The 22,525-nt window shown below is 60.7% G+C and carries 20 protein-coding genes and 4 pseudogenes; 11 read left to right on the plus strand and 13 right to left on the minus strand.

The window, feature by feature from the left end; genetic code table 11:
• The first annotated feature begins 211 nt into the window (after positions 1-211).
• Complete coding sequence (locus tag Q427_RS00080; RefSeq protein ID WP_043510067.1) at positions 212-919, plus strand: glutathione S-transferase N-terminal domain-containing protein; 708 nt, start codon at positions 212-214, stop codon at positions 917-919.
• A 152-nt stretch (positions 920-1,071) separates the two neighbouring features.
• Positions 1,072-1,500, plus strand: coding sequence for a phasin family protein (locus tag Q427_RS00085; protein WP_043510068.1), 429 nt, complete (start codon positions 1,072-1,074; stop codon positions 1,498-1,500).
• Between the two features lie 123 nt (positions 1,501-1,623).
• Here Q427_RS00085 and Q427_RS00090 read toward each other — a convergent pair whose 3' ends face one another.
• From Q427_RS00090 to uraD, 3 genes and pseudogenes are all read right to left on the minus strand, one after another.
• Complete coding sequence (locus Q427_RS00090; RefSeq protein ID WP_043510069.1) at positions 1,624-2,244, minus strand: phosphoribosyltransferase; 621 nt, start codon at positions 2,242-2,244, stop codon at positions 1,624-1,626.
• Positions 2,245-2,370: 126 nt separating this feature from the next.
• The gene (locus Q427_RS00095; RefSeq protein WP_051495992.1) at positions 2,371-3,762 is read right to left on the minus strand and encodes a uracil-xanthine permease family protein; all 1,392 of its coding nucleotides are present in this window, start codon (positions 3,760-3,762) and stop codon (positions 2,371-2,373) included.
• 370 nt (positions 3,763-4,132) lie between these two features.
• Positions 4,133-4,659: pseudogene (uraD, locus tag Q427_RS00100) on the minus strand (2-oxo-4-hydroxy-4-carboxy-5-ureidoimidazoline decarboxylase).
• Between the two features lie 172 nt (positions 4,660-4,831).
• Here uraD and uraH point away from each other — a divergent pair.
• The 3 genes from uraH (at position 4,832) to Q427_RS00115 (ending at position 7,343) form a co-directional block, all read left to right on the plus strand.
• Positions 4,832-5,185, plus strand: coding sequence for a hydroxyisourate hydrolase (uraH, locus tag Q427_RS00105; protein ID WP_043510071.1), 354 nt, complete (start codon positions 4,832-4,834; stop codon positions 5,183-5,185).
• A 67-nt stretch (positions 5,186-5,252) separates the two neighbouring features.
• Positions 5,253-6,461 (plus strand): urate hydroxylase PuuD, encoded by a 1,209-nt coding sequence (locus Q427_RS00110; RefSeq protein ID WP_043510073.1) that lies wholly within the window; start codon positions 5,253-5,255, stop codon positions 6,459-6,461.
• Between the two features lie 135 nt (positions 6,462-6,596).
• Complete coding sequence (locus Q427_RS00115) at positions 6,597-7,343, plus strand: GntR family transcriptional regulator (protein ID WP_043510074.1); 747 nt, start codon at positions 6,597-6,599, stop codon at positions 7,341-7,343.
• An 84-nt stretch (positions 7,344-7,427) separates the two neighbouring features.
• Here Q427_RS00115 and Q427_RS00120 read toward each other — a convergent pair whose 3' ends face one another.
• Together Q427_RS00120 and Q427_RS00125 are read right to left on the minus strand one after the other, a co-directional pair.
• On the minus strand, positions 7,428-8,756 hold the full coding sequence (locus Q427_RS00120) for an NCS1 family transporter (protein ID WP_043510095.1): 1,329 nt from the start codon (positions 8,754-8,756) through the stop codon (positions 7,428-7,430).
• Between the two features lie 143 nt (positions 8,757-8,899).
• On the minus strand, positions 8,900-9,667 hold the full coding sequence (locus tag Q427_RS00125; protein WP_043510076.1) for an aspartate/glutamate racemase family protein: 768 nt from the start codon (positions 9,665-9,667) through the stop codon (positions 8,900-8,902).
• A 611-nt stretch (positions 9,668-10,278) separates the two neighbouring features.
• Between Q427_RS00125 and puuE (Q427_RS00130) the strand changes: the two genes are divergently transcribed.
• From puuE (Q427_RS00130) to Q427_RS00140, 3 genes are all read left to right on the plus strand, one after another.
• Positions 10,279-11,211 (plus strand): allantoinase PuuE, encoded by a 933-nt coding sequence (gene puuE / locus Q427_RS00130; RefSeq protein WP_043510078.1) that lies wholly within the window; start codon positions 10,279-10,281, stop codon positions 11,209-11,211.
• A 239-nt stretch (positions 11,212-11,450) separates the two neighbouring features.
• On the plus strand, positions 11,451-12,284 hold the full coding sequence (locus Q427_RS00135; RefSeq protein ID WP_043510079.1) for a bifunctional allantoicase/(S)-ureidoglycine aminohydrolase: 834 nt from the start codon (positions 11,451-11,453) through the stop codon (positions 12,282-12,284).
• A gap of 169 nt (positions 12,285-12,453) precedes the next feature.
• Positions 12,454-12,939, plus strand: coding sequence for an ureidoglycolate lyase (locus Q427_RS00140; protein ID WP_043510080.1), 486 nt, complete (start codon positions 12,454-12,456; stop codon positions 12,937-12,939).
• A gap of 74 nt (positions 12,940-13,013) precedes the next feature.
• On the opposite strand, the pseudogene Q427_RS00145 reads toward Q427_RS00140, so the two are convergent.
• From Q427_RS00145 to Q427_RS00165, 5 genes and pseudogenes are all read right to left on the minus strand, one after another.
• A pseudogene (locus tag Q427_RS00145) lies at positions 13,014-13,699 on the minus strand (GntR family transcriptional regulator).
• A gap of 51 nt (positions 13,700-13,750) precedes the next feature.
• Positions 13,751-14,512, minus strand: a complete 762-nt coding sequence (locus tag Q427_RS00150) for an aspartate/glutamate racemase family protein (protein WP_043510081.1) — start codon at positions 14,510-14,512, stop codon at positions 13,751-13,753.
• 91 nt (positions 14,513-14,603) lie between these two features.
• A pseudogene (locus Q427_RS00155) lies at positions 14,604-15,886 on the minus strand (TRAP transporter large permease).
• Positions 15,883-16,437: a TRAP transporter small permease gene (locus Q427_RS00160; protein ID WP_051495993.1), complete on the minus strand. Its 555-nt coding sequence runs from the start codon at positions 16,435-16,437 to the stop codon at positions 15,883-15,885. Before Q427_RS00160 ends, Q427_RS00155 begins: the two are co-directional and overlap by 4 nt.
• Positions 16,434-17,432: a TRAP transporter substrate-binding protein gene (locus Q427_RS00165; protein WP_043510084.1), complete on the minus strand. Its 999-nt coding sequence runs from the start codon at positions 17,430-17,432 to the stop codon at positions 16,434-16,436. The genes Q427_RS00160 and Q427_RS00165 overlap by 4 nt, the downstream gene beginning before the upstream one ends.
• Positions 17,433-17,702: 270 nt before the next feature.
• On the opposite strand from Q427_RS00165, the gene Q427_RS00170 reads away from it, so the two are divergent.
• From Q427_RS00170 to hydA, 3 genes are all read left to right on the plus strand, one after another.
• The gene (locus Q427_RS00170; RefSeq protein ID WP_043510085.1) at positions 17,703-18,437 is read left to right on the plus strand and encodes a maleate cis-trans isomerase family protein; all 735 of its coding nucleotides are present in this window, start codon (positions 17,703-17,705) and stop codon (positions 18,435-18,437) included.
• Positions 18,438-18,548: 111 nt separating this feature from the next.
• Positions 18,549-18,932: an allophanate hydrolase-related protein gene (locus tag Q427_RS32940; RefSeq protein ID WP_231613281.1), complete on the plus strand. Its 384-nt coding sequence runs from the start codon at positions 18,549-18,551 to the stop codon at positions 18,930-18,932.
• On the plus strand, positions 18,929-20,449 hold the full coding sequence (gene hydA, locus Q427_RS00180) for a dihydropyrimidinase (protein ID WP_269321180.1): 1,521 nt from the start codon (positions 18,929-18,931) through the stop codon (positions 20,447-20,449). The genes Q427_RS32940 and hydA overlap by 4 nt, the downstream gene beginning before the upstream one ends.
• Before the next feature lie 68 nt (positions 20,450-20,517).
• Here hydA and Q427_RS36625 read toward each other — a convergent pair.
• The 3 genes and pseudogenes from Q427_RS36625 to Q427_RS30830 all read right to left on the minus strand — a co-directional run.
• A pseudogene (locus Q427_RS36625) lies at positions 20,518-21,200 on the minus strand (aspartate/glutamate racemase family protein).
• A 219-nt stretch (positions 21,201-21,419) separates the two neighbouring features.
• Complete coding sequence (gene puuE / locus Q427_RS00190) at positions 21,420-22,343, minus strand: allantoinase PuuE (RefSeq protein ID WP_043510091.1); 924 nt, start codon at positions 22,341-22,343, stop codon at positions 21,420-21,422.
• Positions 22,333-22,525 (minus strand): FCD domain-containing protein (locus Q427_RS30830; RefSeq protein ID WP_155833401.1); only part of this gene is annotated, 193 nt, incomplete at its 5' end. The genes puuE (Q427_RS00190) and Q427_RS30830, both read right to left, overlap by 11 nt.

Here is a 22,525-nt window from a genome sequence, read left to right on the forward strand (position 1 = left end):
AATGCGGTGCCCTCATTCATTTGTTACATGAACTCAAACAATAGGTTGGATGATGTGTTCGCGCTCTGTCCGCCATCAGGGGATTAGACTAATGGATAGTCATCTGACCTGTTTCGGATGGTGGGAGATGAATTGGTATCGTCGGGAAAAGACTGGCACTATCGCTATATGATCCCCAGGTTATATGACCCTGCAACAGCGAGGAGACGGCATGGCGATGGTGCTCTACGAACTCTGCGGTATCGACGAGGGGCTGCGCTTCTCTCCCTATTGCTGGCGGGTTCGCTATGCCCTGGCGCACAAGGGGCTGACGGCGGAAACCCGACCCTGGTATTTCACCGACAAGGAGGCGCTGGTCTTCTCCGGCTCCGACAAGGTACCGGTTCTGGTCGACGGTGATCAGACCATAGCCGACAGCTACGAAATTCTGCGCTACCTGGATCGTGCCTACCCCGACGCGCCGCTGCTGGGAAGCGGGGTGGCAGAGGCGCGTGCCCGTTTCTTCAAGCACTATGCCGAGCGCTCCCTGGCGCCGGCGATGATGCGTACCATCGTCATGGACCTGCTCAATGCCATCCATCCCAGGGATCGCGACTACTTTCGCGAGACGCGGGAAAAGCGCTTCGGGCGTGCCCTCGAGGAGTTTCACTCGCCTGCCAAGGGGCTGACCCAACTGGATGCCGCCCTTGAGCCGCTGCGCGGACAGCTGAAGGATTCCGACTTCATCGATGGGGCAGCTCCGGCCGCTGCCGACTATCTCGTCTTCGGCAATTTCATGTGGGCACGCGTGGTCTCCAGTGCCGACCTGGTTTCCAACGCCGACCCGTTGTACGGCTGGCTCGAGCGCATGCTCGACCTGCACGAGGGCCTTGGCCGCAAGGCCATGCGTGTGACCGACATAGAGGGTGCCTACCGCTGAGGTCAACCACTGGCAGGGCTGCGAGGCGTTTCCATCCGGCCCCGTGGTGCGCTATGTTGCAATGCACAAAACTGCTTGCTATGCTGCATTGCAACAAGGCGGTTTCGGAGCGGAACCTGCCTTGATCACCCGAATCATACTGGAGGTGTTTCATGAGCAAGACCACCGAGCAAGCAACCGCTAAAGCCACTCAGCAGTTCGAGAGCCTGTTTGTCGCGCCGGCCCGCGCCTATGGTTCACTGACGCTGGAATATTATGAAAAGCTGATGGCCGCCCAGCTGGATGCCTTCCGCACGTATAGCGACCTGAGCCTGGCCCAGGCCCGTGCCTGGATCGACGTCAAGGACGCCGAAGGCCTCAAGCAGGTCGTGAGCGATCAGCAGAAGGCCGTTCAGGATCTGGGCGAGCGCCTCCAGGGCGACACCCAGAAGGTGGTTACCCTGAGCCAGGAGTTCCTGCAGAAGGGCCAGAAGCTGGCGGAAGAGAACGTCAAGAGCGGCCAGAAACTGGCGGAAGAAAACGTCAAGACTAGCCAGAAGCTGGCAGAAGATACTGTCAAGAAGGTCCAGGCCAGCAAGTAAGGCCACCGGACAAGAGCGCCAGACAGGCTCAGCAGAAACGGGACAGGCCTTCGGGCCTGAGCAGAGACCGCCATCCTTCGGGATGGCGGTCTTTTTGCAGGCGCCACCGCCTGACGCTCCGCTTCAGCCGGACGAGCGGCTCAGAAGCTCGATGACGTCCTCCTCTTCCACCTGGCCGAAGTCGGCATAGAATTGGCCGACACCCATGAAGCCCTGGGGCACCTCCAGGCAGGCCACTTCATCCGCCACGGCTTCCAGGCGGGCCACGGCGCTGGGAGAGCCGACCCCCATGGCAGCGATCAAGCGCTCAGGGCGGCCGCTCAACGTCTTCAGGGCGGCCTCCATGGTGGCGCCCGTGGCACTGCCATCGTCGACCACCACCACTACTCGGCCCTCGGGTGGAATCGGTGGACGAACCGGGCTGTAGCGTGTCCGACGCTCCTTCAACAGCTGGCGCTGATGCTCGACTTCTCGCTCCACGGCTTCGGGGGAGAAATGCGAAGCGGCGTCATCGAGTTTTATGCTGCCATCTTCGCTAACCGCGCCGATGGCGAACTCAGGGCTGCCCGGTGCGCGAATCTTGCGCACCAGCACCACATCCAACTCACCTTCCAGCGCATCGGCCAGATGACGCCCCATGGGCACACCGCCACGGGGAATGGCCAGAATCAGAGGGTTACTCCCCTTGAGAGACGCGAGACGCTGTGCAAGCTGCCTGGCGGCATCGAGACGATCACGGAACATGGACAAACCTCCTGAAAGCGGCCTTCCTCTACAGTGTAGTTAGATAGTCGAGCCCTTCACCCGGCAGAAAAACGCCGCCGGAGATCATCCGGCGGCGTTCTTTATCAAGGAGGCGGCTTCAACGCCTCAGAGGTTGGACTTGGCTTGTTCGCTCTTGGCGGCGATGGCCTCCTGGGGCTCGATTGGCTCGCGCTTGGGCTTTCCGGGCAGGATTGCATCGAGCAGCAGTGCCGCCAGGGCGGCGGGTACCAGGCCGGACTTGAGCAGCAGGCCGAACTGGCCGGGCATGGTTTCGGCGATCTGCTCCACCGCCGGCAGGCCGATGCCCAGGCTCAGGGCGACGGCGATGATCAACATGGCGCGCTGGTTGAGCTCGCACTCCTGGATGATCTTCATTCCCGCCGAGGCGATCATGCCGAACATCACTACCCCGGCGCCGCCCAGCACTGCGTGGGGCATGGCGGCAACCAGGCCGCCCAGTTTCGGGAACAGACCCATGCAGATCAGCAGGATGCCGCCGATGGTCACCACGTGGCGGCTGACCACGCCGGTCAGGGTGATCAGGCCCACGTTCTGGGCGTAGGCGGTATTGGGCAGGGTGTTGAAGATGGCGGCGAAGGAGGTGGCCACGCCGTCGGCCATCACGCCGCCGGAGAGTTCGCGATCCTTGGCCTGGCGGCCGGCGCCACCGATGGTGATGGCGGAGATGTTGCCGATGGTCTCCAGGCCGACGACAAACATGATCAGGGTCATGCCGATAATGGCTGTCAGGTGGAATTCCAGGCCGTACTGGAGGGGCTTGGGGAAGGCGAACCAGGCGGCGTTGCCGACGCTGGAGAAGTCCACCATGCCCAGGGCGATGGCGACCAGGTAGCCGCTGACCAGCCCCACCAGGATGGAGGAAGCCTTGAGGAAGCCGCGGCCGAACTGGTGAACGACGATGGTCACCACCAGCACGAACAGCGCCAGGCCCAGGTTGGTGGGGGAGGCGAAGTCATCGGCCCCAACCCCACCGGCAGCATAGTTGAGGCCCACCGGCATCAGGGTGATGCCGATCAGGAGCACCACGATGCCGGTCACCACCGGGGAGAACCAGTGGCGGATCTTCTTGAGGAATGCGCCCAGGCCCACCTGCAACAGCCCGGCGATCAAGGAGGCGCCCAGTACCGAAGCCAGGCCGAAAGTGCCAGCCAGGGGCAGGGCCACGGGCAGGAAGCCGAAGCTGGTGCCCTGAACAATGGGCAGGCGGGCACCGATGGGACCCATGCCGATGGTCTGGATCAGGGTGGCGATGCCGGCCACGAAAAGTGCCACCTGGATCAGGAAGATCTGCTCACCGGTGGTGGCGCCGATAACGCCGGCAATGATGATGGGAGGCGTCACATTCCCCGCGAACATCGCCATGATGTGCTGGATACCCAGCGGGATGGCCTTGCCCAGCGGCGGCATGGCATCGGGGTTCTGATTGATGGTGCGAGATGGTTTCTTCAGTGAAGAAGACAGTTTGTCGTCGGTCATGTCAGGCTCTCAGGCTTGTTTTTGTATCCAGTGATGTTGTTTTTGGATGCATTGTCTTGATCTAAATGTACACAATGATCTTTATTTTGAAAGACAGTTGCTGAGAATTTTTTCCCGCCAGGAATTTTCTTCTTTTAAAAACAGCAGGATGACACCGTTATTCTGACCGTTTGGTCATATCTTGTCGCCTGCTTTTCACCCTGCGTTGTGCGTTCTGCCGCTGGTCTCAGGCAACGACGCGACGAAGAACCGAGACCAGGGCGCAGGCATGAAAAATGGCCAGGGAAGCCAGGGGAAGCAGCGGCGATTCAAGGCAGGCGGGAGCGGTGGGGGAGACGCAGCGCCAGCGATACGCTGGCGCTGCGTGAGGTCATGCTTCGGTGCGGGCTTCCAGGCGGAAGCGGGCGATGCGGTTGATCTGCTCGATGGCGGTGCGCCGCTCCTGTTCCGGTGTGTTCTCCAGGCGAGCCACGAAGCGTCGAGGATGGCGTGGCGATCGCTGCCCTTGACGGCCATCACGAAGGGAAAGTCGAAGCGGGTCTTGTAGGCGTCGTTCAGCCGTTGAAAGCGTTCCATCTCTTCCGGAGTGCACTGGTCGAGTCCCGCACCGGCCTGTTCCCGGGTGGAGTCATCGGTCAGCTCGCCTGCAATGGCGGCCTTGCCGGCAAGGTCCGGGTGGGCGCGAATCACCGCCAGCTGCTTTTCTACCGGGGCGTCTCTCAGTGTCCGTCCCATGGCCTCGGCAAGACCGGATGGCGTGTCCTGTTCGTCGCCCAGGCCCTGTTGCCAGGTCAGGTCGGCGACCCAGGGGGAGTGCTCATAGGTATCGCCATACTGTGAGACGAATGCCTGGCGGTCGAGGGTGCTGGGGCGTGGTTCGAGGGTCTTTTCACTCATCGGTGGCCTCCGCAAGGGTGGTCGGGGAACAGGGCTTACTCAATCATATGGCAAAGTGTATACAAAAAAATTTTGAAATGTACCATCAAAAGAGCTAAAACTGTCTTCAGCATTGCAGTTACCATGATGCACCGCCTGAGATGGCATCGCCAGACAAGCATGGGAGAAACCGATGGGACGACTGACAACGCACGTTCTTGATACTGCGAAAGGCCAGCCCGGTGAGGGGATCGAGATAGCGGTCTATCGGCTGGAAGGCGAGCAGCGCACGCGCCTCAAGAGTGTCGTGACCAATGATGATGGTCGCTGCGATGCACCCATCCTGGAGGGCGGCGAGTTCGTGGCCGGCGAATATGAGCTGGTCTTCCACGCCGGTGCCTATCTGCGACGTCAAGGGGTGGTAGCCGCCGAGCCACGCTTCCTGGATGTGATACCGCTGCGATTTGGCGTGGCCGACGCCTCACAGCACTATCATGTGCCGTTGCTGCTTTCCCCCTATGGCTATTCCACCTACCGCGGCAGCTAGAAGCGCGCTAGTTCAATCGCTGCGTTCGGCCATACGGCGTCAACAATAACTACGTTGAGACTACCTGATGCAAGCTTACCTGCTGGAGTTCGTCAATTTCATGCTGCGCTGGCTGCACGTCATCGCGGCCATCGCCTGGATCGGTGAGTCGATCTACTTCGTCATGCTCGACAATGGCCTGAAGAAGCCCAAGGCGGCCGAGGATCGTGAGAAAGGGGTGTTCGGCGAAATGTGGGCCGTGCACGGTGGCGGTTTCTATCACAACCAGAAATATGCCACGGCCCCGGCCAAGCTGCCCGACGACCTGCACTGGTCGTTCTGGAAGTCCTACACCACCTGGCTGTCGGGCTTCGCGCTATTTGTCACGCTCTACATGTTCAATCCGGGGTTTTACCTGGTAAATCCCAATGCCAACTGGGAGTGGGCTGCCAACATGAGCGGCTGGCAGGCCAACATCCTGGCCCTCGTGTTCCTGGCCGCCGGTTGGGTCGTCTATAACGAGCTGTGCAAGCGCATCAGCCCCAACATGACCCGTGACGGGGTGCTCAGCATCGCGGTGGCGGTGATGATGGTGGTGGTGGCCTACCTGAGCGTGCAGATGTTCTCCGGTCGTGCAGCCTTCCTGCTGACCGGTGCAGTGATGGCAACCGCCATGTCGGCCAACGTGTTCTTCTGGATCATTCCCGGCCAGCGGCGCATGGTCAACGCCATGAAGGCGGGAGAGACGCCCAATCCGCTGGATGGCAAGCGCGGCAAGCAGCGCTCGGTGCACAACACCTACTTCACGCTGCCGGTGGTGTTGCTGATGATCAGCAACCACTACTCCTTCGTCTACAGTCATGAGTACGCCTGGATATTGATGTCGCTGTTCATCTTTGCCGGCGCGCTGATTCGCCAGTTCTTCGTGCTGATGCACGCGGGAAAGATCCAGCCGGCGTACCCCGTAGCGGGCGCGGCTCTGATCCTGGTGGCGTTCTGGCTGGCGGCACCTGCCGCGCCGACCGCCGATACGGCCAGGGATACGGCAGCCGATGCTCCCGAGTTCGAGGAGGTTCGTGGCCTGATTGACCAGCACTGTGTCGCCTGCCACTCCCGGGAGCCGACCCAGCCCGGCTTTGCCGCACCGCCGGCCGGCGTCGCCTATGATGCCGAGGACCAGATCCTGCGCCAGAAGAGTCAGATCCAGCAGGTGGTCGCCAGCAAGTATATGCCGCTGGGCAACATGACCGGCATGACCGACGAGGAGCGTGACATCATTGCCGCCTGGTCGGAATGATCCCGTAGCCGCCGCTTCCCGCGATCGCCCTACAGCCCGCCTCATGGCGGGCTGTGTGCGTTGCAGTCAGGTTCATTGTCGGCCCGCGATACGTATACAATGGTTGCCATGATAGGGCATACAAGGAGGGATACCATGAATCAGCGGCAAGGCCTTGCCGATGGCGAAGCGTCGGACAAGGCGCCTCCCCGACGCCTGGGCAAGAACGGCGATGGCGCCGAACGCCACGAGACCATCTATCGCTCGATCAGCGATGCCATCATCGAGCATCGGCTCAGGCCCGGTGCGAGGCTGCGCGAGGATGCCCTGGCCGAGGTGTTCGGTATCAGCCGTACCGGTATCCGCAAGATTCTTCAGCGCCTGGCGCTGGAGCAACTGGTCACGCTGACACCGCGCCGCGGGGCCAGTGTCACTCGACCGACGGCGGATGAAGCCAAGGATGTCTTCGATGCGCGACAGATGGTGGAGTGTGGCCTGATGCCGGACGTTGCCCGGCGAATCACGCCCGAGGATGTCCGTGAACTGCGTGACATGGCCAATCGAGAGCGGGAGGCGCTGAAAGCCGGCGAGCAGAGCCGTGCCATCAAGCTCTCCGCCGCCTTCCACGAGCGTCTGGCCCAGCTCTCCGGAAACGCAACCCTGGCGGCGTTCGTCGGCCAGCTCTGCTCGCGCTCCTCTTTGATCCTGGCCGTTTACGGCAACCCTGGCCACCTGGGCTGCGAGTCACACGATCACGATGATCTCATCGGCCACCTGGAGGCTCGCGACGGCGAGCGTGCCCAGGCCTTCATGAGTCGCCACCTCAAGGCGATCGAGGCGTCGCTCTCCATTGTCGAGGAGGAAGCTGAAGCGCCGGACCTGCACAGCATCTTCGGCGCCTGAGGCCGCCAAGCTCCACTCCTTGTCTACCTGCACGGCAAGCGTCCCGGACCATGGTCCGGGACGCTTGCCGTTTCCGCTTTGGGGTTATTGGCGGAAGCGCTGGCAGGGGGCCCAGTGCTGCATCAGCAGGTAGTAGGTAATGCCGGCAGGGATCAGGCTGGCGTACCAGGAGACGGCGGAGAAGGTGAGCGCCGATACGATGCCGACGGCGGTGGCGACCAGTGCAGCATAGTTGACGCCCTGATAGGGGCCGGTCTCGTCATACAGCTTGCCGATATCCAGGGTGCGACGACGAAGGATGTAGTAGTCGACCACCAGGATGGCGAAGATCGGGCCCAGGAAGGCGGAGTAGGTCTGCACGAACAGCTGCAGGCCAGCGGCGGATTCCGGCTGTACCAGCTTCCAGGGGAAGGTGGCGAAGGCCAGCAGGCCGACGATCACGGTGGCGACAGGGAACTTCAGCTTGAACACGTCCATCAGCACATAGGTCGGCGGCACCACGTTGTTGAGCACGTTGGTGGTGACCTGGGCGAAGGCGATGAACAGCAGGGTGGTCATCAGCAGCGGGGTGTTGTCCACGGCATTGGCGAAGACCTGAATCGGGTCGGCGGTGCCGGTGGCCTCGGATACCATGAAACCGATCAGACCCATGAACATGGTGCAGGGCAGGATTGACATGGCATAGATGGTGGTCAGCAAGCCAGGCCCGGTTCCCTTCTTGTGTTCGCGGGAGTAGTCGCTGACGTTGAGCATCATGGTGCTGTAGATGCCCAGGAACAGCATGGTGGCGCCCCAGAACGGCATCCCCCAGGAACCTTCCATGGTCAGCAGGTTGGCGGAAAGCTCATCGCCATAGCGCTGCACCGTGGCATAGAACATGTAGGTCAGCGAGGCGAGGATGAAGACGCTGCCGATGTTCTCCAGCCACTTGATGCCCTGGAAGCCCATCACCGACAGGCCGATCTGCAGGAACTGGAAAGTAATGAAGTAGAAGATCAGGTTGTCGAAGCCGAACAGTGTCGCCGATACCATATTCAGTGCACCGGCGCCGATCCAGCTCTGGAAGCCGTACCAGACGATGGCGGGTACGGCGCGGACCAGGCCGGGTATGCGCGTGCCGGCGAAGCCGAAGGCGCTGCGCGCCTGGACCATGAAGGGAATGCCGTACTTGTAGCCGGCTGCACCATTGATGGCCAGGGCGATGCCGATCACGAAGCAACCGATGGCAATGGCCAGCGTCGCTTGTATCAGGTTCAGTGTGCCCACCACGCTGGAGCCCATGGCGAAGGTGCCGATCGATACGCATCCCCCGAACCAGGCCAGGAAGTAGGAGGGTCGCCCCATGATGCGGGTATGCTGGGGGGCCAGGCTTTCGTCCCCCGGCGCCTTGGTGGCGCCAACTGTTGTGCCCATAGAGATGTCCGGGGCGGCGGGCTGCGCCTTTGCTGTCGGATCGCTCATTATTGTGTCCTCGCAAGGATGTTTGCCAAATTTATCGTTGTCGGTCGCCCGTGCCGTCACTCGGGCCATTCGTTGCTGACGGCTGCCAGTGATGCTTACTGGTGCTTGGGGTGTGCCTGGCCGATGGCTGCCAGGCCGGAGAAGTGCTCGAACTGGCCGGTAAAGGCCTTGGGTCTGGGAAAGGCCAGGTCGCCATGCTTGCTGGTGCCAAGCCCCAGGCCGACCACGGCCTCGGCCAGCTTCACCGCGGCGGTGACCCCCTCTACGACCGGAAGCCCCACCTCCCGACTGATTTCCTCGGTCAGGTCGGCCATGCCGCCGCAGCCGAGTACGATGGCGCCGATGTTGTCCTCGTCCCGGGCCCGGCGGCACTCGTCGATGATGCGGTTCAGTGCCATCTCGCCGTTTTCCTCCAGGTCCAGTACCGGTATCTCCGCTGCTCGCACCCGTCGGCAGTGGTCTCTGAAGCCGTACTGCTGCAGCAGGTGCTCGGCGATGATGCCGGTGCGTCCCAAAGTGGTGACGACGGAGAAGCGAGTGCTGATCAGGGCGGCCATATGGAAGGCCGCCTCGGCGATACCGATCACCGGCGCGCGGGTCAGTTCACGGGCGGCCAGCAGCCCCGGGTCGCCGAAGCAGGCGATCACGTAGGCGTCGACGCCATCGCGCTCACCGGCCATGACCTCCTCGAGCACGCCGACGGCGCTGATTGCCTCATCGAAGTGACTCTCTATGGAAACCGGACCGGCGGCGGGCTGGGTGGCGCTGATATGGGTGCCTGGCGCCGCAATGCGCTGGGCGGCCTCGCCAATTTTCGTGGTCATGGCCCGGGTGGTGTTGGGGTTGATGAGGCGTATCTGCATCAGGAGCTCCGTATTACGCTTGTTGTGAACAAAATAAAATGTCTTTGTACACAAAATAGGCGGATGGCTTCGTCTGTGCAAGCACTTCGTCGGGAGGCTGGAATTGGATATATTATGCTTTTAAATCAAATGACTGCATTCTAAAAATGTGGATGGTGAGCCGTTTTGTCTTGCTAGACTTAAGTCGCAATACCGACAAGGTGGGTGGAAGTGGCGACCACGAGTGATAATTAATGTATACACGAACTGACAGGCATTGCCGCCAGCCGGCTCTGCGCCCCCTGAGGAATCGTCCTTGCATCGATGGCAGTAGCGGATCGAATACGCGCACTTGATTTCTTGTATACAAGAGATGATGCTGTGAGGAGAAAAACGACAGTGAGTCCTGCCGCCTCGACCAGCCTGGGCCTTCGTGGGGGATAGGGTGATGTCTTGCAATAGGGATGGATACAGTCTATTTTCCCATTGTATACATTAAGTGTTGCACCGTGTTGTTGCCAGGCTGTGTTGCTGCCAGCTGTGTTGTTGCCAGATAGTAGCCTTGGCCTGACATGCGACAGATAGGGTGAGCCAGGAAGAGTGAGCCAGACAGAACAAGAGGAACGTCCTTGATGAGTGTAAGCAGCGATTATCCCCGCGACCTGGTCGGCTATGGCCGCACGCCCCCCCATGCCAACTGGCCCGGCAAGGCGAAGATCGCCGTGCAGTTCGTGCTCAACTATGAAGAGGGAGGCGAGAACTGCGTACTGCATGGCGATTCGGGATCCGAACAGTTCCTGTCCGAGATCATCGGCGCGCCCTCGTTTCCCGACCGGCACCTGAGCATGGAGTCGATCTACGAGTATGGCTCCCGGGCCGGGGTCTGGCGCATCCTGCGCGAATTCGAACGGCGTGGCCTGCCGCTGACGGTCTTCGGCGTCGCCATGGCGCTGGAGCGCCACCCTGAAGTGGCCCATGCCTTCAAGGAGCTGGGCCATGAGATCGCCTGCCACGGCTATCGCTGGATCCACTACCAGGACGTGCCGGAGCATGTGGAGCGTGAGCATCTGCAGCGCGCCATGGAGATATTCCAGCGCCTCTATGGGGAGAAGCCGTTGGGCTGGTACACCGGCCGCGACAGCCCCAACACCCGCCGGCTGGTGCTCGACGAGGGTGGTTTCCTCTATGACAGCGACTACTATGGGGACGACCTGCCATTCTGGACCCGCGAGGCGGATAGCCAGGGTCGTGAACACGACCACCTGATCGTGCCCTATACCCTGGACAGCAACGACATGCGCTTCGCCGCCCCCCAGGGCTTCAATACCGCCGACCACTTCTTCAGCTACCTGCGCGACGCCTTCGACGTGCTCTATCTGGAAGGGGAGGAGTCGCCGAAGATGCTCTCGGTGGGCATGCACTGCCGGCTGCTGGGCCGCCCCGGTCGCTTTCGCGCACTGCAGCGCTTCCTCGACCATATCGAGGCCCACGACCGGGTCTGGGTGACGCGCCGCGTGGATATCGCTCGCCACTGGGCCGAGCATCATCCGGCGCCGGGGCGTTGACATAAGCAATGTCGCAGCCGGGCGGTCCGCTCGAGGCTGATCCGTCAACAGGCCTGCGAGGGGGCGCTGTGAACCCCTCCCTGGGCGCTACCGATGCCATCCATGGCATCGGACCCCCTCTTCGGCCTGTTCCCGGCGCCTCTCGCTGCGTTAGCGGGTTGTTCTGCGCCGACATTTTCGGGCCACCAGGCTTGCCACGCTGATCTTCACCACCGTTTTCTGACTAGTAGGACCCTCTTATGAGCCAACGTACTTACTACGCCCCCCGGGGCGGACATCCGCCCCAGACCCAGCTGTTGTCGGACCGGGCGATCTTCACCGAAGCTTACGCCGTGATCCCGAAGGGGACCTTCGGCGACATCGTCACCAGCAACCTGCCGTTCTGGGACAATACCCGCCTGTGGGTGCTGGCACGGCCGCTCTCCGGCTTTGCCGAGACCTTTTGTCAGTACATCATGGAGGTGTCGCCGGACGGTGGCAGCGAGAAGCCCGAACTCGATCCCGCCGCAGAAGGCGTGCTGTTCGTGGTGGAAGGCGAGATGACGCTGACGCTGGCCGGTGAGCGCCATCACATGACCGCGGGTGGCTACGCCTTCCTGCCTCCGGGTTGTCATTGGCAGCTGCGCAACGAGTCCGATGCCCCGGTGCGCTTTCACTGGGTGCGCAAGGCCTACGAGTTCGTCGAGGGCATCGAGGTGCCGGAGGCGTTCGTGGTCAACGAGAACGATGTCGAGCCCAACCCGATGCCGGGCACGGAAGGCCGCTGGGCCACCACCCGCTTCGTCGACCCGGCCGATGTGCGCCACGACATGCACGTCAATATCGTCACCTTCCAGCCGGGAGCGGTGATTCCCTTCGACGAGACCCACGTCATGGAGCACGGCCTCTATGTGCTGGAGGGCAAGGCGGTCTATCACCTGAATCAGGACTGGGTCGAGGTCGAGGCCGGCGACTTCATGTGGCTGCGCGCCTTCTGTCCCCAGGCCTGCTATGCCGGGGGCCCGGGGCCGTTCCGCTATCTGCTCTACAAGGATGTGAATCGCCATCCGAAGCTGCGGCTCGGGGCTCGCTGAATAAACCGCGACACTAGGGCGCCGGGGACAGGCCGGAGAGGAGGTCATTTGCCATGGATGGCAAATGTAGCGCCCAGGGATGGGTTCACAGCGCCTCCTCATAGGCCTGTCGCCGGAACAGCCCGGTGATTCAGGCTGACTGTCGAGAAAACCTCTGAAGGGGGGCAATATGCTGGAACTCAAAGCCGAGCCGCTGACGCCGGAGGCCTTCGCGCCCTTCGGTGACATCATCGACACGCGCACGGCCGACTACTTTCACATCAACGCCGGGCGCACCCGACGCTACCACGACCTGGCGAAGGTCGAGACCCTGGGCGAACAGGCTCATGCGCTGATCAGTATCTTCGTCAGCCAGCCGATCTCGCTGCCGCTGGAACTCGATTTCCTGGAGCGTCATCCCCTGGGCAGCCAGGCTTTCATGCCGCTGCACGAGGAGCGCTTCGTGATCGTGGTCGCCCCGCCGGGGGATGCCATCGCCCCGGCCGACGTGCGAGCCTTCGTCACCGATGGCCGTCAGGGCGTGAACTACCGGGCCGGGACCTGGCATGCGATTCAGTCGGTGCTCGAGCGGGAGGGTGAATTCCTGGTCGTCGACCGTGGCGGCGAGGGCAATAACTGCGACGAGTACCTCCTGGCGCTGCGTGTCAGCCTCTGATTAAAAATTCTGCCAAGCAAGTGGCTCTTCCAGGTGGGAGGGCCCTCTGGCGCTTTCAGCAGGATGTCAGAGGGTCAAGAGGTCGGGCGGTTTATGCAGGCAATCGCTTCCCCGGTATGACGGATATGGTTGGCCAGTAGGCGCTGGGCCAAATCGCTGTCTCGGGCCTTCAGTGCCTCAAGGATCTGGCGATGCTCCTCTGTCGACTCCTGCCATCGACCCAAGCGATCCAGGCTAGGTAGCGCGCTCGTTCCAGACGTCCTAGCAAGCTTCGGTGGGTCTCCTCCAGCGCGGGGTTTTTGGCGCCAGTTACGATCAATCCATGAATGCGTTGGTTGAGTTCGAAATAGGCGTTGCGGTCGCCCTTCACAAGAAGTCGCTCAAGGCGCTCTTGTAAGGTTTCGAGGCGCTTGAGTTCGGTATTGGTCATGCGTTTTGCGGCCAGGCCGGCGGCCAAGCTTTCCAGACCAGCCTCTACCTCGAAAAGATGGTCCAGCTCCTTGGCATCAATGGGGGCTACCCGAGCCCGGCGGTTGCGAGGCATTACCACCAACCCTTCTGCGGACAGACGCTTCAGGGCTTCTCTCAGGGGGGTTCGTGAGATGCCCAGCTGTTCGCAGAGGGTAGGCTCCTGAAGTAGCTCCCCCGGGGCTAGTTGGCCCCGTACGATAAGTCGATGCAAGGTTTGGTAGGCTTCTTGAGCCAAGGTTGGTGCAGTGATGCGGGCTACTCCCGCAGGTGAATCTGTACTCATAGGCATCTCCTCTTGACTGGATGGTTCAATTTTTCCACTGATACAATAGAATTCCAGTCAGATGCGATTAGTCAGTACTTGACGGCCTACCAACTGTACCAGTTTCTCAGGGAGACCAAGGCAGGGCTTGCTGGGCAAAGCAGCAAAGCTGCCCGCAGAGGGTGCTGGCGCCCCCAGGTTGACCATGGCCTGAGCTTGATGCAACGCACAGGTGACCCCATCGAGGGTAGGTACTGGTAGGCGTGTAGCCACGTCGCGGGCCAGGCCGGCGAGAGGTGCTCCGGCAAGGATCAGGACATCGGCACCGTCGTCTCGAACCGCCCGCTCGGCCAGAGCCACCAAGCGCTCGCCCTGATCCTCCTGTACTCGACCGATATGGGCCAAGGGCTCGTCTAGCGCGCGAATACTCGCTAAGCGATCGGAGAAGCCGTAGCCGGCTATGGTTTCACGGTACCAGGCCTGGATGCGCTGGGAGATCGCGATCACCGAAAAACGGCTTCCTTGTTGGCAGGCACTAACCAGAGCTGCTTCGGTCATTCCTACTACCGGGATCGGTAGAATCTCACGCAGGGCGGTGAGCCCCGGATCGCCAAACGCCGCCACCATAACGGCATCATGACCTTCATACTTTTCTGCGGCAATTTGCATTGCAGCATAGCCGCCAATCTGGGCCTCGGCGCGGGTCTCGATATAGGCCACACCGAAAGGCGCGGTGGCCATGGTCAGCTCGGTGCAGGTGCTAATGCTGCGGCGAGCCTCCCGTTCGATTAGGGCGGTGACATCGATTGAGATATTGGGGTTAATGACCAGTAATTTCATGGCGTGCTCACTAATTATGTTCGTGGCGGGGTAGCCCGCGCCGCTAAAAGAAAAAGCCCCGGCTCCTGTTTGGAGCCTGAGGGGCAGGCAGTCAGTATCCCAGTGCCCGCGGCAACCAAGTGACGATGCCCGGAAAAGCGATACAGGCGAACAGCACTACATACTGGAAAGCGATAAAGGGCCAGGCGCTCTTCATCAGTTCATTGAGGCTGATCTTTGAGATGCCGCACATCACGAATAGCAGTACGCCCACTGGCGGTGTCATCATTCCCACTACCAGATTCATGACGAATAGAAAGCCGAATAGCAAAGGGTCGATGCCATAGGCTAGGGCGATGGGCGCCAGCAGCGGCACCAGCATGATGTAAGCGGCATTGGACTCGATAAACATGCCAACCCCGATCAGCAGCACCATCACGAGCAACAAGAACACCAGCGGATCCTGTGTGAAGTTCTGTACCCATTGGGTCAGTTGCATGGGGATCAGGTCGAGGGTGAAGGCGAAGGTCATGGTGGAAGCGAAAGCGATCAGAGCCCCCACCATGGCTGCGGTCACGGCAGCATTGAACATCGCCTTGGGCAGGTCGGAGATGCGCAGCTTGCGCGTTACGAAGAAGCCGATCAAGAGCGCATAAACAACGGCGATGGCAGCTCCTTCGGTCGGTGTGAAGGCGCCACCAACGATGCCGCCCACTACCACAATGGGCATCAAGAGGATCGGCATGGCGCGCCAGGTCTGCACCAGCACGTGCTTAAGGCCGATCCTGCTCTCGGTGCCTAGCGGGTAGCGGCGGCGCATGGCGATAAAGCTGGCCAGCCCCATGAAGCCAACTGCCAAGATGATTCCGGGAACGACGCCTGCCATGAAGAGTCCGCCTACCGACACGGATGAACCGGCCATCAAGGCGTAGACGATCATGGCGTTGCTGGGAGGGATGATGGCCCCCAGGTTGGCTGCAGAGGCTACTACGGCGCTGCTGTAGCCGGTACCGTACTGCTGGCGCATGGAGGCACCAGTGAGCTGCCCAACGCACTGGCACTGGCGACGGCGGCCCCGCTCACTGCCGCCAGTACCATACCGGCGACGATGGCCACATGGGCCAAGCCACCATGTATACGACCGATCAACGAGTTGGCGAAGTCCACCAGGCGCTGCAGGACGCCGCCGGCCACCATCAGCTCACCGGCCAGCATAAACAGCGGAATAGCCATCAGTGGGAAGCTGTTGACAGAGTGCATCATGCGCTGAGGGAGTATCGAGAAATCCATGCCGCCCACATAGAGGCCCACCAGGGAGGCGAGGCCCAGGGAAAAAGCCAGGGGCATGCGCAGCAAGGCGAAGCCTAGGAAGGTAAAGATGATGGCAGGCGTCATGAAGGCTCTCCTCCTTTCACTGCCGGCGCGCTGGGCAGTGGCTCCAGGCGCAGGGCCTGGGCTAGCAGATGTAGGCAGCTATGGCCAGCGCAGACCAGCACGGCGATATAGAAGACGGCGGCGGTGATCGGCAGGGTGGGCATCAGCTCCTGCCACTTGCTGGCTACAGCCCCCACGCTTATCCAGAACAGCCCCGCCATCATGGCGGCACCGACAATGGCCATCAGTTGCGCCAGGCGCTGCTGTAGCCTCTCAGGCAGGTGGGAGACCAGGGCGTCGATGCCCACATGGATACCGACTTTGATCCCATGAGGAATGGCCAGGAAGATCGCCCAGACGAAGAACAGCCGCGAGAGTTCGTCGGCGGAGTCGATAGAGCTGGAGAGTACATAGCGGGTGAACACCTGGGCCGAGACGAGGAGGGTCATCATGCCCATGGCCACCAGAATGGCGTAATAGGATGTCCGGTCGAGCAGCACCAGGCCATGCAGGAAGTGGCGCTTGACTGGGCTGGAGGCGTGCGCCTCCAGCTGGTGCCAGGCGGGAGTCATGACCCTATTTCCTCGAGCACTCGGTCGACAACCTCGGCGCCGATCCTGTCGCGCAGCTGCTCCACCACCCCCTGGCTGGCCTCACGCAGGGCGGCGCGAGTCTCGTCGCTGATCGGGGTGAACTGCATGCCCCGTTCGATCAGCGTCGCCCGGGCCGCCTCATCCTCCTCGGCGGCGGTCTGCCGCTGCCAGGCCACCGCCTCGGCCATGGCATCGCGCACGGCCTGCTGCTTCTCCTCGCTTAGCCGATTGAAGACGTTGCGGTTGGCCACCACCACGATGAAGTCATAGAAGTGGCCGGTATCGGAGAGATGGCCCTGCACTTCGTCCAGGCGGCGGGTACTGATGATGCTGTAGGGATTTTCCTGGCCGTCCAGCACCCCCTGCTGCAAGGCGCCGTAGACCTCGCTGATATCCATTGAGATCGGACTGGCGCCGATAGCACGGAAGGTGTCCAGGTGAGTCTGGTTGGGTTGCAGGCGGATTCTCAGACCGTTGAGGTCTTCGATGGTCTCGATGGGGCGTTCGTTGTTGGTCACATGGCGGAAGCCCAGCTCCATATAGCCCAGCGCCACGAACCCCTTCTCGGCCAGCTTCTCGTCGAGCAGTTCGCCGAAGTCACCATCGATCAGGGCGAAGGCATCCTCGCGATCAGCGAAGGCGAAGGGCAGGCTCAGGGCCTCCAGCTCCGGCACGGTACGCGACAGGAAGGCGATGCCGACCCAGGTGCCGGCGATGGACCCAGACGAAACCTGATCGACGTTCTCGCTGGCGCCGCCTAGCTGCATGTTGGGGAACAGCTGGGCGCTCAAGTCACCGTCGGTGCGTTCGGCCAGGGCATCCCGGAAGATCTCCATGGCACGGCTGCTGGAGTGGTCATCGGGGAAGTTGCCGCTGAAGCGCAGGGTATCAGCGTTAGCGAGCAGAGGAGAGCCTAGGCCGAGCGCCAACAGGATGGCTGCAGAGCATTTTGCAAGGCGTGTTGTTGTTGTCATACAGGGTTCCTTTTGTTTCACGAGTGGGCTGCCGATCGCCTTGTTTTTCTGTGTAGGCGATTGTTTGAACCCTAGCGAAGGTTTTCAGAAAATACAAAACATAGAATACAATTTTTTTTAAAAGCGTTTAAAAAACAATGATATAGTTTTTAATTTTCCTGGAAATTTGTATTTCAATGGGTTTTTCTTGCAAAAAAACAGAGCTGTGCGAATCTATTGGGGTGTGAGGTTTTTGTATACAGAATATCAATGACAGACTCGGAGCAAGCCATGAATCGTACCCTGCTGGGCATGCTGACGCCTTCCTCCAATACTGTGCTAGAGCCTTATACCGCGGCCCTGCTTCAAGGGCTCTTTCCCCGGGTCACAGCCCATTTCCAGCGCTTCACCGTCAAGGAGACCTCACTGAGCGGCCCGGACCAGGCGTTCGATCCCACGCCCCAATTGGAGGCGGCACGGCTGCTCAACGACGCGCGGATGGACGTTATCGCCTGGAGCGGTACCTCGGCGAGCTGGTTGGGTTTCGAAACCGACCGCCAGCTGTGCGCCGCTATTGCCGAGACGACCGGGGTGCCAGCCACCAGCAGCGTGCTGGCGCTCAACGAGATCCTGACACGCACCGGGGTGACCCGACTGGGACTGGTGACGCCCTATCTCGATGAAATCCAGGCGGCCATCGTCGCTAACTACGCTGCCGAGGACATCGAGGTAGTGGCGGAGCGCCACCTCAATGACCGTGGCAACTTCTCCTTCTCGGAATACGACGAAGCGACCCTGGCGGGGCTGGTGCGGGAGGTGGCTCAGTGCCATCCCCAGGCCATTACTCTGCTGTGCACCAATATGCGAGGTGCCGCCATTGTGCCGGCGCTGGAGCAGGAGCTGGGCATTCCAATCTATGACTCGGTGAGCGTCGCGGTATGGAAGTCTCTGCAGCTTGCGGGGGAGGACACCACTTGCATCCAGGGCTGGGGCGGCCTCTTCCAGGACCCGCGGCTGGGCCCTTGACGCCGCCCCAGGACACTCACAGGTGCAGTGACTCGACAACACACGCCGGCTGATAGGCTGACAACGAACAGGAGGTAGGTATGCACCCCCAGGAGAGAGTGCTGAGGATGTTTGTCAACGGGCAGGCCATGTCGGGCGCAGTCTCAGCTTTGCGCTGGAGGGAGCCCGATACCTGGGGGCGATCGAGACGGCCCCCCGCTATCGCTTCTACTCGGTGAGGGACGAGTTTCCCGGCCTGCTCCCCGTGGCATCTGCAGGGAGAGAGTCCCGGGAGAGCTCTACGCGCTCTCCCATGGCCAGCTGCGCGAAGGCCTGCTGCCGAATGAGCCGGACGAACTCGAGCTGACCATCATCGAGCTGGAGGATGGCTCGGGCGCCCTGAGCATGCGTCTGCGAGAGAGTGCCATCGATCGGCCGGGTGTTGTGGATATCACCCGGCATGGCGGCTGGTTGAACTACCTGAAGACGCTGACAACGAAGGCGGGACCGGGGTGATCGGCCCGCGCCAGTCTGAGAGAGCGTCGGCGCCTCGCGCGGGCCGAACCGCGCGTACCTGCCAATCAATACAACAAGAGAGTGACATCATGCAGCTAGATACCCTGATCAAGAACGGCCTGATCATCACCGCCGCCGATCGCTACCAGGCCGATATCGGCATCAAGGATGGGCGCATCGTCACCCTGGGCCACGATCTGGAGGGCGCCGAGGAGGTGATCGACGCCGACGGCCTCTGGGTAATGCCCGGCGGCATCGATGCCCACTGTCATCTGGATCAGCCCTTGAGCGACGGCGCGGTGATGGCCGACGGCTTCGAGAGCGGCACCCGCTCGGCGGCCTGCGGTGGGACGACCACGGTGATCCCCTTCGCCGCCCAGCAGAAGGGGCAGAGCCTGCGTGCCGCGGTGGCGGATTATCACCGCCGTAGTGAGGGCCAGGCGCTGATCGATTACGCCTTCCATATGATCGTCACGGACCCCACCGAGACGGTGCTCAAGGAGGAGTTGCCGGCGCTGATCGCCGAGGGCTACAGCTCCTTCAAGATCTACCTCACCTACGACGACCTCAAGCTCAATGACCGGGAGGTCCTCGAGGTGCTGGCCATGGCCCGCCGCGAGGGCGGCATGGTGATGGTGCATGCCGAGAACGCTGACTGCATTGCCTATCTCACTGAACTGCTCGAATCCCAGGGGCAGACGTCGCCGTTCTACCACGGCGTGGCGCATTCGGCGATCGCCGAGCGTGAGGCCACCCACCGCGCCATCTCCCTGGCGGAGCTGATTGACGTGCCACTGCTGATCGTGCATGTGTCCGGTCCCGAGGCCATCGAGCAGATCCGCTGGGCCCAGGGACGCGGCCTGCGCGTCTACGGCGAGACCTGCCCCCAGTACCTGATGCTCACCGCCGCCGACCTGGATAAGGAGGGCTTCGAGGGCGCCAAGTGCGTATGCAGCCCGCCCCCCCGCGACAAGGCGGCCCAGGAGGCGGTGTGGCAGGCGCTGGAGAGTGGCGTCTTCCAGGTCTTTTCCTCGGACCACGCCCCCTTTCGCTACGATGACCCCCAGGGTAAGAAGCTGCATGGTGACGAGGCCGGCTTCCACCATATCCCCAACGGCATTCCGGGGCTCGAGACGCGGCTGCCGATCCTCTTCTCCGAGGGGGTGGTGAAGGGGCGCATCGATGCCACCCGCTTCGTTGCGCTGACCGCCACCAACCCGGCCAAGATCTATGGCCTCTATCCCCGCAAAGGCACCATCGCCATCGGCAGCGATGCCGACCTGACCCTATGGGACCCCGATGTCCGCACCACGGTGCGGAACGCGACCCTGCATCATGCCGTGGACTACACCCCCTACGAGGGGCTAGAGCTGACCGGGAGGCCGGTACTCACCCTGTGCCGGGGCAGCGTTGTCTCCCGGGACGGTGAACCGACCGCCGTGCCGGGCCATGGGCGCTTCCTGAAGTGTGACAAGCCACAGCCGGCCCGGCCCCGTGGCGTGGCTAAGGGGTTCTGAGCATGAATATAGATGCTCGGAATGATTTTCGAATAAGGCTCTGTCTTGGGGCTACTCTATACTCCAATTTATAATATCCGGGTCGATTCACCGCCTAGCTGCATCAGCGCCTGACATTGCAGTATCGCAGCCTCGAAGCAGTCGACAAGCCGAGAGTTATGTTGAGCAGGTAGGCTATTAGCCAGCCCGGCGAAAGCTGCTCCGCCAATGATTGTCACATCGGGGTTTAGCCTTTTCTGGTGTCGGATTAGGGTCTCAGCTAGGCGGCGATGCATCTCTTCACGTTGGGTTGGTAATTTCAAGTCTTCGATGTTAATTGCTTCTATGGCTAGGCAGCGCCGCGCTAAACCGAGATCGTATACCGTCTCTTCAATCATCTTCGGCCAACGCTCTCCGGGAGTAAGTATTGAGAAGCGCCCGCCCAGTTGCTGGGCGGTTAGCAACGAGGACTCAAGCATTCCTACCACTGGCACAGGCTGATCTCGCGAACTGCGGTGATGCCTGGCTCGCCAAAGCAACTCAGAAGTATAGCATCGTAGCGCCTGTCATCTTTCTCTAAATGACTCTCAACTAATTTAACTAATTCAGCGCCGGCCAAGGCACAATCTCGGCGAGAGCCGATGTAAGGAACACTGTCTGTAGCCGTATCCGGCAGCACCTCTACACTCTGGCCCAGAATGCGTCGTGCCTCTTCAGCCATCTGCGCGGTCAAGGCAGCATTACTATTACCATTTAGCAACAATAGTCGCATCTCATTGCTCCTGCCCCGCTGCTGTGCAGCGAAAGGACGTAAGAATTAAAACCTGACAGGTTAAGTTGATTGCCATTTGAATTTTTTATAAATGCCGGGGTGTTTCTAAAGAAGTTCGCTAAGAATGTAGAGTGGCTGTGTTTTTCTTAAATCAGTCAAGCCATTATAGGAATAGTCTTGCGTTAAAGTATGTGCATTTTATCTAATAAGTGAAAAGGGTTAAGGGTTAGAGTTGGGGTGGTGGTGGTTGAACCAGTGCTTAGCAATGTCTTCTCTCCGTGCAATCCAGACTCCTTGGTGCATAGTGGTATAGTCAAGAAATTTCTCAAGTGCAGCGGCACGTCCTGGACGACCAGCCAAGCGGCAGTGTAGGCCAATTGACATCATTCGTGGGCATTTTTCCCCCTCCCGATACAGTTGGTCGAAGGTGGCGCACAGGTAATCAAGCCAGTCCTTTCCGGTATCGAAGCCAGGGGAAGAAGCAAATCGCATGTCGTTAGTATCAAAGCTATATGGTATAACCAGGTGGTGCCCCTGACTATGTTTTATCCAATAAGGGATCTCATCATTGTAGGCATCGGAATCGTAGGTAAATCCACCATGTTCAATAACCAAGTTTCGAGTATTGGTGCTGATTCTTCCTGTGTACCAGCCAGTTGGTGCCTTGCCTGTCAATCTCGCCAGAATATCGACACAACGTCGCATATGTTCGCGTTCAGACTTAAGTTCGACGTTACGATAGTCGATCCACCTCCAGCCATGCGCAGCAATCTCATGGCCATCCTGAACCAGTCGTTCGGCGATCTCCGGCACTCTTTCCATGGACTGGGCAACCGCAAAAGCCGTCAAGGGTAGTGACCGATCACGAAAGATGTCGAGTAGCCGCCAGACGCCGACGCGGGTTCCATACTCGTAGTGAGACTCCATGTTGAGGTTGCGGATCCCCTCCCATGGTCCACACAACATGTCGGAATTCAGGTGTTCGGCAGCAGAATCCCCATCCAGGATGTGTGATTCTGAACCTTCTTCGATATTGAGTACGAAGGACAAGGCAATACGGGCATCATTCGGCCATTGTGGATGGGGCGGGGTAGACCCATATCCACGAAGATTGGTTAGTCTTTGCTCGATCTCAGAATGCATTGGAAAGAGCCTCTTCGATATCCACGATGTCATCAGGCTCACTCAAGTCCATTCTTGCCTGTATGTGACCGATGTGTGTTGACATCAAGCGCTCGGCCTTGTCGGTGTCTCCCTCCGCTATAGCTTCCAGCAGAGCGAAGTGGTCATCGCACATGCAGCCAGACCGTCCACGTGCTGCATAG

It is taken from the genome of Halomonas sp. BC04 (genome assembly GCF_000568385.1).

Bases quoted from the DNA above. Each gene is read 5' to 3' on its own strand.
- Q427_RS00080 (WP_043510067.1), top strand. From the start codon at position 212: ATGGCGATGGTGCTCTACGAACTCTGCGGTATCGACGAGGGGCTGCGC.
- Q427_RS00085 (WP_043510068.1), top strand. From the start codon at position 1,072: ATGAGCAAGACCACCGAGCAAGCAACCGCTAAAGCCACTCAGCAGTTC.
- Q427_RS00090 (WP_043510069.1), bottom strand. From the start codon at position 2,244: ATGTTCCGTGATCGTCTCGATGCCGCCAGGCAGCTTGCACAGCGTCTC.
- Q427_RS00095 (WP_051495992.1), bottom strand. From the start codon at position 3,762: ATGACCGACGACAAACTGTCTTCTTCACTGAAGAAACCATCTCGCACC.
- uraH (WP_043510071.1), top strand. From the start codon at position 4,832: ATGGGACGACTGACAACGCACGTTCTTGATACTGCGAAAGGCCAGCCC.
- Q427_RS00110 (WP_043510073.1), top strand. From the start codon at position 5,253: ATGCAAGCTTACCTGCTGGAGTTCGTCAATTTCATGCTGCGCTGGCTG.
- Q427_RS00115 (WP_043510074.1), top strand. From the start codon at position 6,597: ATGAATCAGCGGCAAGGCCTTGCCGATGGCGAAGCGTCGGACAAGGCG.
- Q427_RS00120 (WP_043510095.1), bottom strand. From the start codon at position 8,756: ATGGGCACAACAGTTGGCGCCACCAAGGCGCCGGGGGACGAAAGCCTG.
- Q427_RS00125 (WP_043510076.1), bottom strand. From the start codon at position 9,667: ATGCAGATACGCCTCATCAACCCCAACACCACCCGGGCCATGACCACG.
- puuE (WP_043510078.1), top strand. From the start codon at position 10,279: ATGAGTGTAAGCAGCGATTATCCCCGCGACCTGGTCGGCTATGGCCGC.
- Q427_RS00135 (WP_043510079.1), top strand. From the start codon at position 11,451: ATGAGCCAACGTACTTACTACGCCCCCCGGGGCGGACATCCGCCCCAG.
- Q427_RS00140 (WP_043510080.1), top strand. From the start codon at position 12,454: ATGCTGGAACTCAAAGCCGAGCCGCTGACGCCGGAGGCCTTCGCGCCC.
- Q427_RS00150 (WP_043510081.1), bottom strand. From the start codon at position 14,512: ATGAAATTACTGGTCATTAACCCCAATATCTCAATCGATGTCACCGCC.
- Q427_RS00160 (WP_051495993.1), bottom strand. From the start codon at position 16,437: ATGACTCCCGCCTGGCACCAGCTGGAGGCGCACGCCTCCAGCCCAGTC.
- Q427_RS00165 (WP_043510084.1), bottom strand. From the start codon at position 17,432: ATGACAACAACAACACGCCTTGCAAAATGCTCTGCAGCCATCCTGTTG.
- Q427_RS00170 (WP_043510085.1), top strand. From the start codon at position 17,703: ATGAATCGTACCCTGCTGGGCATGCTGACGCCTTCCTCCAATACTGTG.
- puuE (WP_043510091.1), bottom strand. From the start codon at position 22,343: ATGCATTCTGAGATCGAGCAAAGACTAACCAATCTTCGTGGATATGGG.